Below are 12850 nucleotides of genomic sequence, written 5' to 3'. Positions count from 1 at the left end.
TTGCTTAGCGCGAACCTTCACCCCCGCTTTTTCATCGCGGGTAGACCGCATCACCTCACTCTTCTTGCAGCCCTGTGGCGGCCGCGCACCTTCCAGAGTAGGTCAAGGCAAAATGTGACTTTAATGGCCCCCTTTTGCAACCACTTCACAGACCGCGAGTAATTCGCAGGCGATTGCGGGGCTCAGATCATCACCACCTCCTCAGTTAGCTCGTTTACCTAAACGCGGCCCGATAACAACCCGGAGGCCATCCACTACCACTTTTCGATACAGCGAAGTTCAAGGGCACTCTGCAAATGATCACTCGTAACAGGACAAAGGGTTTTTCATTTTTCGGGGGCGGTCGAAGAGGCGTGTGCGATCCCCCCTACCAGCAATCCCTTGCCAGAACTGGCCTGGAGGCTCTGAAGGGGGGTAATTAACCATAAAAAACGATCCTGGCTAGCCAGAAAAGGGATCGCCGATAGTAAAGAAAAAGGATCGTGTTACAAAACGATCCTTTTAATAAAAACCTTTATGTTACTGTTAGTTACTACGATATTTGCCGAGAGTAAGCGATCCTGTTTTTGCACTAGAGCCGTACAGTCAAAAGCAATCGTTTTACCGCATTTTGGAACATAAGTAGGGCTGTAGCCCGCATTCTTATTGGGTTATGCCAACCCTATGGCAACACAGGGCAATAATGATCGCCTGTAACGCAAAAAGTGATCATTTTAGGGATGATCACTCTGGGATGATTTCCAACTCCCAACCCCATGGCTCATTTGGTGCGCCCCTAGGGTATGAGGCGAAACGCCAACCCAACTGCTTCAACACTGTGTTCAAGCGACGGAACACCATCCTGTGATTTGAATGACTCAGGTTGTAGAAATCAGTCAGCTCCTCACAGGTCACGCCGGGGGCTGTTGCGACGACCAGAATATAGGCATGGTGCGAATGCCACTCCATTGCAACGACAAGAGCAGCCAAGTGATTAATCGGCCCCAGCTTGGCTATGGCATGGTCTCGTTCTGCCCGTTCCATCAATCGACGGTTAGACTGCCCGACATTCCGAGCCCTGGCATTACGATACCGAAAAATGTCTTCGACTCCCGGTGCTGGCTTGCACAATCGTTCTAGCTGCTTGCGCTGGCGCTCTGCTCGTTTTTGCTCCTTTAGCCGCTGCTTTTCCTCTTCCGCCATCTCTTTGGCGAACATCTTGTTAATCTCCGCGAACACTCGCCTTTCCTCCAAGTTGTGGCGTGCAGGACAAGAACATTCTTCCTCGTCACTCAGATGGCTCGCCCAATCACAATGCTGAAATGCCTCATGGTCGGCTGCGGCATTCGGTACCATTTTGCTTTGGTTTCACCTCATCCCCCTCAATCAATCCTCACTTACTGGCACACCTCACCAGCGGGCGTCAGCGTTACCCAGTGAGGATGCAGCAAAGCCTGTATTGACGCGGACATGCAGGCGAACATGGACGTATGCATACCAGCCTGTGGAGGTGGTGAACAACCGCATCAAGGTGATCAAGCGGATGGCCTATGGCTTCAGGGACTCGGACTACTTCTTCCTGAAAATCAAGGCGGCCTTCCCCGGAAAGCCGTGATGAATCAAAAATTTACAATCTCTAGAGTATCGTCACTATGCGTAAAAATCGTATCTTATTGATATGCAAGAGGTTTGAGATGAATTTCTTGTCGGAGTGACATATAGCAGGATAAATATGGCGGATAGCGTTTGCTTTAAAAATACGCGCATGCTCTAATCCGCGGCGATGGTTCGGTAGTTCAGACCTGATTATGTTAGGCAGTCATTGTAGTAAAGCAGTGATTATGGCGGGTTTTCCGTCAGATAATTCTCCTTCTATTAGTGCTTCCCATACGTATTGCTGACGAAAAATCATAGATTGCCATATGGCGCATTAAACACTATTCAAGGAAATTATCATGTCCAACAAAGTGACCGGTACCGTTAAGTTCTTCAACTCCGAAAAAGGTTTTGGTTTCATCTCCCCGATTGACGGCAGCAAAGATGTGTTCGTTCACTTCTCCGCCATCCAGACCCCGGGTTTCAAAACCCTGGACGAAGGTCAGCGCGTTGAGTTCACCATCGAGCAAGGCCAGAAAGGCCCGGCTGCTGCCAACGTAGTCGCTCTGTAATTCCAGCTGGAGCATGCTGCTGGTGGATAATGCCAACGGCAGAAAGCCCTGCAAGAATTAGAAAAACCCGCTACGGCGGGTTTTTTGTTGTTCCCCGCTTTTTTCTTCACAGTTCTCCCGCCGCCCAGCCATTTGATCCCTTCCTTACACACTCTCACCGCTTGAGTCTGACAGAGAGCCCCAAGTGAGTTCAAAGTGTAAAATAGTGACGAAAAAGTCAGGTTATCCGCTGTATTTGCCGCGAATTCTTGCTATTTTGCGCGCCACAAAAGCAAACGATTTCCTTCACACTTTCAGGATAAGTTATGGCAAAGCAAGATATGGCCGCCAACGGAGCAAAGGGCGGCTTTTTGGACTCTTATTTTTCCATTTCTGCGCGCGGCAGCAGCGTGCGTCAGGAGCTGGTCGCGGGGCTGACCACCTTCCTGGCGATGGTCTACAGCATCATAGTGGTGCCAAACATGTTGGGTGCCGCCGGCTTTGAGCAGGGCCCGGTGTTTATTGCCACCTGTTTGATCGCCGCCTTCGGCTCCCTGCTGATGGGTTTGTGGGCCAAGCTGCCGATGGCCATCGGTTGCGCCATCTCCCTCACCGCCTTTACCGCATTCAGCCTGGTACTGGGTCAGGGGCTGAGCATTCCGGTTGCCCTGGGCGCCATCTTCCTGATGGGTGTGCTGTTTACCCTGATCAGCGTCACCGGCGTGCGCCAGTGGATCCTGGACAACCTCCCCTCCGGCATCGCCCACGGTACCGGCATCGGTATCGGTCTGTTCCTGCTGCTGATCGCCACCAACGGCGTTGGCATGGTGATCAAGAACGAAGGGGCCGGTCTGCCGGTACAGCTCGGTGAAGTGACCGCTTTCCCGGTCATCATGACGGTGCTGGGTCTGGCCGCCATCTTCGGTCTGGAGCGTCGCAAGGTGCCGGGCGGCATCCTGATGGTGATCATCGCCATCTCCATCCTCGGCCTTATCTTCGACCCGAAAGTGACCTGGCAGGGCTTCTTCGCCATGCCGAGCCTGACTGGCGAGAAGGGCTCGCTGGTGGGCAGCATGGATCTGCTGGGCGCCCTCAATCCGGTGGTCATTCCGACCGTACTGGCGCTGGTGATGACCGCCGTGTTTGACGCCACCGGCACCATCCGTGCCGTGGCCGGTCAGGCAGGCCTCATCAACGAACGTGGCCACATCATCAGCGGCGGCAAGGCCCTGACTGCCGACTCCGTCAGCAGCATGGTGGCAGGCGCCGTTGGTGGCGCTCCGGCTGCCGTCTACATCGAATCCGCCGCAGGTACCGCAGCCGGTGGCAAGACCGGTCTGACTGCAGCGCTGGTCGGCGTGCTGTTCCTGCTGATGATTTTCCTCTCACCGCTCAGCTATCTGGTACCGGCTTATGCCACCGCACCGGCGCTGATGTACGTCGGTCTGCTGATGCTGGGCAACGTCACCAAGCTGGACTTCAGCGACTCGGTCGATGCCCTCTCCGGCATGCTGTGCGCCGTCTTTATCGTGCTCACCTGCAACATCGTTACCGGCATCATGCTGGGGTTCGTGGCGCTGGTCGTTGGCCGCATCTTCGCTGCCGAGTGGAAGAAGCTCAATATCGGTACCGTCATCATCGCCGTGGCGCTGGTGGTCTTCTATGCCGGCGGCTGGGCCATCTAATCTCCGGTTATAGCGAGTGATCTTGCGAGCTGTCTCTTGCTCACAACACATGGTGCTCAAGAGACAGTTCCAGTTTGCGGACTTTTAAGGGTAAGGGTTCAGCGAGAGTGGATATTAAAAATGTGAGATCGTCTCCTGATTTGCTGCCTATTGCATAACCCCACATGCGGTGAAACTCGCTCCTGGACTGCATTACTTAGTTGGAGAGCCTTAGCCCGCGCTGCGGCAACAGGCGATCGGGCAAGCTGGGGACTCGGGGGTAAACTCGTCCCACGAGCACTGTCTGTCATGCCCTACCGAGACGTAGCAGGCTACTCTGCCGCAAATAGCAAGACCTTCACTGATCGCCGAAGCGATCGGTCTGCGGATTGTAGAAGTAGGGGCGGTAATCGAAGTTGATCCCCTCAAGGAAGGGGTTCTCCAGCCGCAGCAGCCGACGCTGGGAGAGTTTGGCAAAGGCAATGGAGGGGCCGAAGCTCTTGCGCCAAAGCGCCTGTAGCGAGCCATCCTGCCACGCCAGCTGCAAGCCCAGTTCGATTCGCTGCAGAGCCTCGCGATTATTGGGGTGGGTGTAGAAAAGCCGCGGTAGCGGGTAGTAGAGCAACAGCGCGTCATCAACCAGCAGATCCGTTATATCCTTGTGGGTGAGCAGCTCGCTTCGCAGCTCGTTGGCTCCGCGGCAGAAGAGATCGAAGCGGTTCCGGGCGACCATCTTGAACAGTTTCTCGTAACCCTCCACCTCCACCACGTCCATCCCGGCGTAGCGCAGGATATCCACATCCAGCCACCCCTTGCCAAGGCCGAAGGAAAACTGACGCAGCCCCTTGATGTCGGTTACTTTGCTAACCGCCGCCTGGCTCTGTGGGCTGACAAAACAGATGCGGTAGCTGACGATGCCCAAATGGATAGGAAAACGGACATAGGCGAGCCCCAAATCCTCGCGGGTACTGCTGTAACTGTCCATCACAAAGAGATTGGGAAAACTGTTGAGCTCTATACTGAGACGAGCACGCGCCTTGGTCATGTACGGAGCGGGAACCAGTTCATAATCACCGAACCCGTCGCGGGTCTTGTCAAGAGCGAGGCGCAGCAGCTCCCGATCATAGGTGGTACGCGGATCCCGCTCGCTCTCCGGACTGATATAGGTAAACCGGGTGACCGCCTGCACGGTCAGCGACAATATGCAGAGCAGAGCGGCGAACAACAGATGCAGGGATGACATAAACCGGGCCTTGGCTGAATGGGTACTCACAGTTTAACCCGAACCCTGTTGCAACGCGATAATGGGCAAAAAGCGGGCAGATACAAGTTGGGGTCCTCTTTTGGGCAACAAGGGTCCCATCGTCACTATCTCAACCAACAGCAGTGAGCCAACAAGATTCGATCCGGGCTGAAGCAGGCCCGCAGAGCGAGATTTCCCCTATTGTCCGGCACTACTCTTCGCCGATAGGCGCAGCGATCCACTTCATCAGCGTCAGCATATCCTGCGGCGCCACCCCGACCGAGAGGCCGCGCTTGCCGCCGCTCACCAGGATCTCGTCAAACTGCAGCGCCGACTCGTCAAGCACGGTAGGCAGCAGCTTCTTCTGGGCCAGCGGGCTAATGCCACCCACTTTGTAACCGGTCAGCTTCTCCGCTTCCGTCGGTTTCATCATCTCCACCTTCTTGAGGCCGGTCGCTTTGGCCAGCTGCTTCAGGCTGCACATGCCGGATGAGGGCACGATGGCCACCACCGCCTGCTTGTCGTGATGGGCGATCAGGGTTTTGAATACCTGCGCCTCCGGCAGCCCGAGCCGTGTCGCGGCATGCTTACCAAAATCGTCGTGAGCTTCACACTCGTAGGGGTAGAGCTTGTGGGAAATTTTGAGCTTCTTTAGCAGGTTGATGGCAGGAGTCATGATGGTTGCCTTGAATCGAATTGCATACAAACAAGGCCAAACAGTCTGCGCCTCACCTATCGGGTGATGCAAGGGGGATGGGAATCGCAAGGGAGATTGACTGGCCGACATGCAATGCACGCTAACGGAGGTCGACCAGAAAACTTGACCAAAGTGGGTCCAAACGGGTGTTGCTTTAACCCGTTGACGCAGCCAGTTACTTCCTGAAAAAACAGGACAAGTGATGGCACGCCCGCCTTGCCAACGTCAATATCGCGATTCGCCCGTTCGAAGCGGGTGATACTGAAGAATTTGTCCGAGCAGTCCACGAATCGATTGAGAGGGTGGGCAAATGGATGAGCAGGTGCTTCCGTTCATTTACTCGGGAGATCGCGCTGGAGTAGTTTGCTAGTTGTGATCAGGAGCGCGTGGCAGGCGGTCGCCCTGTCGCGTGACTTTGGCTTTGAGCAGTTGGGTCTATTTCGGCTGGAGATTGTGATGGGGATTGGCAACAGCACCAGCGAAGCTCAGATTGCTGAAGAACCCCCTCTTTTTCAACGAGGGGGTTCTTTTTTTATGGTCCACGGTTGTGTTCATCATTTTATGGTTTGTCGTGGGGCCTGCGGCAGAGGCTGCCGATGCGGGCAACCGGGGCAAACCCCAGAGAGCGGTAGATGCGTTGGGCATGGTAGTGCTCGTCGGCCACTATGATCAGTTGTTTGGCGCGGGACAATCCTGCGCGAGCCACCTGACTCAGCAACTGGCGGCATAACCCCTGGTTGCGCCACGCATGGTGCGTGCGTACCAACTGGAAGCGCCCAAGTGTGCCGCAGAAGAAGAGGCCACAGCTGGCGACCAGTTGCCCCTCTCGCCAGATCCCCCACCAGTCCCCGAGCCCATCGGCAATCATGGCTTGATAGAGTGTCTGACGGAATAGCAGATAGGGAAGATAGCTCTGTTCTGAGTGTCCCTCATCCCGATCATTGAGTTCGAAGTCGAGCCACTCTGGCCAATCAGCAATAGTGAAGGTGCGTGCCTGAACCTTGTTTATGCCATCGTCAGGAGGTGGGCAGCTCTGCTTATCCAGCGCCAGCACCACGCACTCCATATATTGGTAACCCGTTGCGACAAAACCGGCGATCCGGCTGTTTTGTCCTGCTGCCAGTGGCCATTGGAAGGTGCGGTGCCGAATTCTGGGATCCTGGCCGATCATCTGATCAAATGCGGCCTCGAGCCAGCCCTTGTCACGGTCGTTGGGTGGGGTAGGGAGCAGCAGGTAGTTGCTGAAGTAGTCATCGGGAGCACCCGGCGTGCGAACCGCCCAGAACAGATTGTGCTGAACGACTTCGCCCTGATAGCGATCGAACAGCAAATCGGTGGCAAAACCGGGATGGCTATCCATGATGGTGCTCCTGCAAAGATTCACTTTTTTATCGGCTGGAGCAGGAAGAACATGAAAAGGGGCCGGAGAATTTACTCTCCGGCCAAACAATCACACGCAGATTCAGAACGTCTAAGACGATCTGTTGCCATCATAACTCGACTGGGGCGATTTTGGGATGGGCTCTTTTCGGTTACGTACCGTTAATTATGTAAATATGAAGTTTGTCAGGGCGGATATGAGGTAAATCCCTGTTGACTTTGTCGCGTTTTACTCATAAATATAGAGACGTTTAGACGTCCAAACATCCGTTTTGACGTGGGCAGATGGATTGCGGGACAGGGAGAAGAGCAGATGGGATTTCACAGTGCACGACAGGTTGAGGCGCTCAACCAGAGCTTGGCAGATTTGAATGGCGATATATCGGTCAGTTTCGAGTTTTTTCCGCCCAACAGTGAAGGGATGGAAAATACCCTCTGGCAGTCCATTGAACGGCTGAAAGTGCTGGAACCCAAGTTTGTCTCCGTCACCTATGGCGCCAATTCCGGTACCCGGGATCGTACTCATAAAGTGATCAAGGACATCAAGGAGCGGACCGGCTTGATTGCGGCGCCGCACCTGACCTGTATCGATGCCGACCGTGACGAGCTGCGCACCATTGCCCGCGATTACTGGAACAGCGGTATTCGTCATATCGTGGCTTTGCGCGGTGACTTGCCGCAGGGGCTGGAGAAGCCGGATATGTATGCCACCGACCTGGTTGCCCTGCTCAAGTCAGAGGCCGACTTCGATATCTCGGTTGCCGCCTATCCGGAAGGGCACCCGGAGGCCAAGAGTGCGCAATCCGACCTGCTCAACCTCAAGCGCAAAATCGATGCCGGTGCCAACCGCGCCATCACTCAGTTTTTCTTCGATGTGGAAACTTACTTGCGCTTTCGGGATCGCTGCGCCGCTATCGGCATCGATGCCGAAATCGTGCCGGGGATCCTGCCGGTCTCCAACTACCAGACCCTGGCCAAGTTTGCCGGTTTCACCAACGTGAAGATTCCGCGCTGGATGCATCAGCGTTTCGAGGGGTTGGATAACGATCAGATGACCCGCAATCTGGTGGGAGCGAGCATCGCCATCGATCAGGTGCGCGTGTTGAGTCAGGAGGGGGTGAAGGATTTCCACTTCTATACCCTGAACCGCTCCGAGCTGACCTATGCCATCTGCCATACTCTGGGGGTTCGTCCCAAGGGCTGATCAGTGCTCACCGCGATAAAAGCAAAAAGCCAATGAGTTGCTCATTGGCTTTTTCGTTATGGCCGATTATCAAGGTCTGGTCGGGGCGATCTCTTTTGGCTCAAGATCGATAACCGCATTACCGGCAGCCCCCGGATACTGGTGATATACCTGATCCTGCTCCAGTGTGTAGAAGGTATCCAGATAGTCGTCGTTATTGGTCATCCAGGAGTCGGGCAGTGCCTTGACGATGCGACCGCCGAGATCGAGGAAGGGCAGGGCTTCCGGCACGCCACCCGCAGTAAAGCCGAGTTTGAGAGCTTCAATCAGCAGGGCGCTCAGCTCCTTGTAGTTGACGTTATCATCCTGCTCCATCATCACCACGTCGACGGCACCCCAGCGATAGCGATCCCAGTAAACCAGGATTTGGTTGGGGGTGTAGTCTGTGTTGTCATAGTCGAGGTAGGGCATGTCGACAATATCGACTACTGGCTCATCGCGACTGGGATTGACCCCTGCGACCACTGCATACACTTCGGCTGCGCCGAGCAGCCAGGGCTCCTGATCATCCTTCAGTCTGATCTTTTTCAGGATACTGGTCTTGAGCGGCGCCGTGCTGGCCGCCACTCGCGGAGCGCTTTGCAGATCCGCATCGGCCAGCGCTTTGCGCATTACCTTCAAGCCTGCATTTTTGGCTTTGACGGGATCGGCTTCGACTACCAGAACCGGCCGGGCCGGTGCCTTGTCCACATCCAGATAGACGGGATTGCCAGCGCTGTCGAACGCTTCAATGGCGCTCCAGCTCTTCTCATCCCCACTCGGAACATAGGCAACCAGCGGTTCGACGCCCTGTTGCAGTGCTGCGGCCTGATCGGTGTTGGCCAGCCGCAACTGCATCAGTTGCTTGACCTCGCCATCCAGTCCTTGCCGGCTGATGGCTGCCTGGTTGGCATCGCTCGCCTGCCGTTTAAGGCGTGGGCTGGCCTTCTGCAGCAGGTTGGGAAGCGGGCTCTGGTATTGCTGATTGTTCAGCAGGGGCAGCAGGTTTTTCTGCTGAAGTGCGAGCTGGCGAGCCAGCTCTCGATCCGTATCGGCAGCCTGGACGCTCGTAGTACCCAGTATGGCCAGTAGTAACAAGACAGCCTGATTTTTCATTTTTATACTCCGTTGCATGGAACCTGACAGGGCAACACGTCCGGGAAGATTGGTGCCCTGGCACCACTAGAAGGAAATTAGTTTCATTTGTGAATCATTTTATCTGGATAGTGTGCAGAGGTTCACGGTTTGAGGTTCAATTGATTCCTCTGTCGATATGATTGGAGCTGATAGATAGCCAGACCAATCAGCAGACCCCAGCAGGCTGCCGCGATGCCGAGCAGGCTGATCCCGGACGCGGTAATGATAAAGGTGAGCAGCGCAGCTTCTCGCGCTTCATCTTGTTGCAAGGCGGAGTGCAGACTGCTGCCGATGGTGCCTAGCAGAGCCAATCCGGCGACGGAGGTGACAAGGGCTGCCGGAAAGGCGCTAAACAGAGCGGCGACGGTCGCGCCAAAACAGCCTGTCACAAGATAAAAGCAACCCGCCCATACCGCAGCAGGCCAGCGGCGCTTGATATCCGGGTCGACCTCTTTGCCCATGCAGATGGCGGCAGTGATGGCGGCCAGATTGAAGGCATAGCCGCCAAAAGGGGAGAGCAGCAGGCCGGTCCAGCTGATCAGCGAGGTGGTGGCAGGCTGATAGCCGTGGGCCCGCAAGATGGCAATCCCCGGCATGTTTTGCGATGTCATGGTGACAATGAACAACGGCAGCGCGATACCAAACAGAGCATCAAGGGAGAAGGCTGGCCATGTCCAGACCGGGCTGGCGAGTTGCCAGTGAAGGGTGCCCAGTTGCAAATCCCCCCGCCCGCTGCAGATCAGCATCCCCACTCCAAGTACCAATACCATGGTATAGCGGGGCCAGAGATGACGCCCCAACAGGAAGGTCAGCAGCAGGGTGCCAAGCAGCAAGGGATCTTGCGGGGCGACCTTGAACAGATCAAGTCCGAATCTGAGCAGCACGCCAGCGAGCATGGCGGCGGCAAGTGGAGCCGGGATATGTTTCATCAAACGGCTGAACCAGCCGCTGATGCCACACTGAGTGATCAGCAGGGACGAGATCACAAAGGCGCCGATGGCTTCCGCCAGAGTGAAGTTGCCCAGCGTGGTGATCAGTAGGGCCGCACCCGGGGTGGACCAGGCAGTCAGTACGGGCATGCGGTAATAGAGAGAGAGGCCGATGCAGCTCACCCCCATGCCGATCCCCAGCGTCCAGAGCCAGGAGACCACTTGGGCAGTATCAGCACCCGCTGCCGTGGCGGCCTGGATGATCAGGATGACGGAGCTGGTGTAGCCGACCATCACGGCGATAAAGCCTGCGACCAGATGGGGGAGGGCGAAGGGCATGACTCTTCCTCTTGGCGTTGTGACGCGCTGTGCGTTATTACGTACAATACAACTTTGACTATATCGTCGTGCGCTATAGCGCACAAGGCGCATCGTGCAAGAGTAATAAAGAGGCAGTTATGCAAGAGATGGGTCAGCATCTGGCTGCTCGACTGAAGGGGCTGCGCAGCGAGCGCGGCTGGAGCTTGGATGCCGCCGCGCGCGAAACGGGTGTCAGCAAGGCGATGCTGGGGCAGATTGAGCGGGGAGAGTCCAGCCCAACGGTGGCGACGCTGTGGAAGATAGCCACCGGTTTTCGAGTCTCATTTTCCAGTTTTATTGAGCCCACACCCGCCGCGCAGGCAGAGGTGCTCTATCGCACCGCCGATGCCATTCGCCAGCAGCCAGCGGGAGAGGGCATGCAAGTGGCGCCGCTCTTCCCTTATGAAAACCGGTTTGGCTTCGAATTGCTTGAGCTGACCCTGTTGCCGGGTTACCAGCGTGAATCCGAGCCCCATGAGCCGGGAGTGACCGAGCATGTCATCGTCATCAGCGGCATGATGGAGGTGCTGGTGGAAGGGGAGTGGCGCTCACTGGTGCAAGGGGAGGCGGTGCGTTTTGCTGCCGACCGTCCCCACGGTTATCGCAATCTGGGCATAGCCCCGGCGATCTTTCACAACCTGATCCACTATCCGGTGGCAACACCCTGAGCATGTTCCGCAGTCATCAACCCGGCCGACCATCTGCTCTGGGGCGGATCAGTATCGGGGTATAGACCCAGACAAACAGACCATAGGCAGCGATCCAGGCAAGCGCGCTGAGGTTCCAGCCATGTAGGGTATAAGCTGGCCAGAACAGCGGAATCGCCACCCGCATTGTAGCGGCTGCGATAACCAGGGCGAATGCGCCAGTGATCCTGCGTCCTACCTGCAAGGCCCGACCGCTATGGCCGAGGGAGACTCGTGCAATCATGCCCAAGATCATGGTGCCCATACAGCCTGCGCTGAGCAGGTGGCTGGCCATCGACAACGTGATGGGCAGACCCGCGCTATGTGCCGCAAGGGCGAACAGGCCAAGAGGGATAAACAGATAGGCGATATGGAGTGACCACAGCAGGGGATGCGCAAGGGTCGATGGCAGATGCCAACGTAGTTGCCGCCACAGATGCAAACTCGCCGCCACTATATAGAGAGGCACTATGTATATGCTGGTGACCCATTGGGTGGGGAGCAGCAGCCAGCAGAGCAAGATAAGCCACAGTGTCGCGAGCGCAGTCCGTTCCAGCCAGAGCAGAGGTGCAGCTTTCTTCTGACCGGTTGCTCGGGCGGTGAAGAACGGAATCACCCTTCCACCCATCACCGCGATCAGGGTGGTAAACAACAGCACAGTTGTAATCAATAGGTGCTCAACGGTGGTCCAATCGACCTGCCATAACCAGCTGGCGCCATTGAGCAGGGTCAGTATCAGCAACAGGGGCACGAAGAAGAGGTTGCGCCATTGCCGGGTTATCAAGATAGGCTTGGCAAGGAACCAGGCGCAAAGCGGCAGCCAGAGCAGGTCTGATACCATCAGGATCATGTTTTCTTCACCCAGCCAGGGTAACAAGGTCCTTGGCAATATCCACAACCCCACCACCATTGCCAATGGCCAGCTCCGAACACCGGGATGGGCCGTCCAGTTCTGCACCGCGGTGAGCAAAAAACCCGCGACGATAGCGGTCCCGAAACCAAACAGCATCTCATGACCATGCCACCAGATCGGGTTGGCAATCCCGGGCAAGGTAAGCCAACCGTTGAGCTGCCCCAGCCAGAGCAACATGGCGACGGCAGCAAACAGAGCCCCGAACAAGAAGAAGGGTCGGAACCCCAAGCGGAACAGCGGGACGATTTGCTCTTCCTTATGGCTATCGAGGATTTGATGCATGAGGGCATTCCAATTGAACATTTGAGATGGCAATTATAAATTGGCTTTTCAAATGTTCAATTTAAATCAGGCAATAGTCAGAATTGATGCCATTTCGAGCAAAAAAGAGGTGGTTGCTTGATATCTGAGCGAACGAACTTTTTTGATGAAAAAGCCCTTGTCATCCCGGCGCGGCTCCCTATAATGCGCCCCTACCAGCACGGCGGAACAC

General features: G+C 55.9%; 11 protein-coding genes and 2 pseudogenes. 6 read left to right on the top strand and 7 right to left on the bottom strand.

Annotated features, from left to right (window positions below):
- Nucleotides 1-723 precede the first annotated feature (723 nt).
- Nucleotides 724-1218: a hypothetical protein gene (locus ACRAUW_RS13410; protein WP_431362670.1), complete on the bottom strand. Its 495-nt coding sequence runs from the start codon at nucleotides 1216-1218 to the stop codon at nucleotides 724-726.
- A 265-nt stretch (nucleotides 1219-1483) separates the two neighbouring features.
- Here ACRAUW_RS13410 and ACRAUW_RS13405 point away from each other — a divergent pair.
- The 3 genes and pseudogenes from ACRAUW_RS13405 to ACRAUW_RS13395 form a co-directional block, all read left to right on the top strand.
- Nucleotides 1484-1594, top strand: a pseudogene (locus ACRAUW_RS13405) (transposase); the annotation flags it as partial.
- 340 nt (nucleotides 1595-1934) lie between these two features.
- Nucleotides 1935-2147: a transcription antiterminator/RNA stability regulator CspE gene (cspE, locus tag ACRAUW_RS13400; RefSeq protein WP_431362669.1), complete on the top strand. Its 213-nt coding sequence runs from the start codon at nucleotides 1935-1937 to the stop codon at nucleotides 2145-2147.
- Between the two features lie 305 nt (nucleotides 2148-2452).
- Nucleotides 2453-3811, top strand: coding sequence for an NCS2 family permease (locus ACRAUW_RS13395; RefSeq protein ID WP_431362668.1), 1359 nt, complete (start codon nucleotides 2453-2455; stop codon nucleotides 3809-3811).
- A 337-nt stretch (nucleotides 3812-4148) separates the two neighbouring features.
- On the opposite strand, the gene ACRAUW_RS13390 is transcribed toward ACRAUW_RS13395, so the two are convergent.
- Together ACRAUW_RS13390 and ybaK are read right to left on the bottom strand one after the other, a co-directional pair.
- Entirely contained in the window at nucleotides 4149-5033 is an 885-nt protein-coding gene (locus tag ACRAUW_RS13390; protein WP_431362667.1) for a hypothetical protein, read from the bottom strand.
- A 211-nt stretch (nucleotides 5034-5244) separates the two neighbouring features.
- Nucleotides 5245-5709: a Cys-tRNA(Pro) deacylase gene (gene ybaK / locus ACRAUW_RS13385; protein ID WP_431362666.1), complete on the bottom strand. Its 465-nt coding sequence runs from the start codon at nucleotides 5707-5709 to the stop codon at nucleotides 5245-5247.
- A 251-nt stretch (nucleotides 5710-5960) separates the two neighbouring features.
- Between ybaK and ACRAUW_RS13380 the strand changes: the two are divergent.
- Nucleotides 5961-6216 (top strand): annotated as a pseudogene (locus ACRAUW_RS13380) (GNAT family N-acetyltransferase); the annotation flags it as partial.
- A 73-nt stretch (nucleotides 6217-6289) separates the two neighbouring features.
- Here the strand turns inward: ACRAUW_RS13380 and ACRAUW_RS13375 are convergent.
- The gene (locus tag ACRAUW_RS13375) at nucleotides 6290-7090 is read right to left on the bottom strand and encodes a GNAT family N-acetyltransferase (RefSeq protein ID WP_431362665.1); all 801 of its coding nucleotides are present in this window, start codon (nucleotides 7088-7090) and stop codon (nucleotides 6290-6292) included.
- 333 nt (nucleotides 7091-7423) lie between these two features.
- Here ACRAUW_RS13375 and metF point away from each other — a divergent pair, with 333 nt between their 5' ends.
- Nucleotides 7424-8314, top strand: a complete 891-nt coding sequence (metF, locus tag ACRAUW_RS13370) for a methylenetetrahydrofolate reductase (protein ID WP_431362664.1) — start codon at nucleotides 7424-7426, stop codon at nucleotides 8312-8314.
- A 69-nt stretch (nucleotides 8315-8383) separates the two neighbouring features.
- Here metF and ACRAUW_RS13365 read toward each other — a convergent pair whose 3' ends face one another.
- The gene (locus tag ACRAUW_RS13365) at nucleotides 8384-9448 is read right to left on the bottom strand and encodes a DUF3103 family protein (protein ID WP_431362663.1); all 1065 of its coding nucleotides are present in this window, start codon (nucleotides 9446-9448) and stop codon (nucleotides 8384-8386) included.
- 122 nt (nucleotides 9449-9570) lie between these two features.
- The gene (locus ACRAUW_RS13360) at nucleotides 9571-10737 is read right to left on the bottom strand and encodes a benzoate/H(+) symporter BenE family transporter (RefSeq protein WP_431362662.1); all 1167 of its coding nucleotides are present in this window, start codon (nucleotides 10735-10737) and stop codon (nucleotides 9571-9573) included.
- Nucleotides 10738-10856: 119 nt separating this feature from the next.
- Here ACRAUW_RS13360 and ACRAUW_RS13355 point away from each other — a divergent pair, with 119 nt between their 5' ends.
- Nucleotides 10857-11426 carry a helix-turn-helix domain-containing protein gene (locus ACRAUW_RS13355; RefSeq protein WP_431362661.1) on the top strand — a complete coding sequence of 190 codons (570 nt, stop codon included), beginning with the start codon at nucleotides 10857-10859 and terminating at the stop codon, nucleotides 11424-11426.
- Nucleotides 11427-11442: 16 nt separating this feature from the next.
- Here the strand turns inward: ACRAUW_RS13355 and ACRAUW_RS13350 are convergent, their stop codons facing one another.
- Nucleotides 11443-12639 (bottom strand): NnrS family protein, encoded by a 1197-nt coding sequence (locus tag ACRAUW_RS13350; RefSeq protein ID WP_431362660.1) that lies wholly within the window; start codon nucleotides 12637-12639, stop codon nucleotides 11443-11445.
- Nucleotides 12640-12850 lie beyond the last annotated feature (211 nt).

Source organism: Aeromonas sp., assembly GCF_050633025.1.
Classification (GTDB): domain Bacteria; phylum Pseudomonadota; class Gammaproteobacteria; order Enterobacterales; family Aeromonadaceae; genus Aeromonas.
Note: the sequence above shows the minus strand (reverse complement) of the source record. Positions and strands in the feature narration are given on the sequence as shown.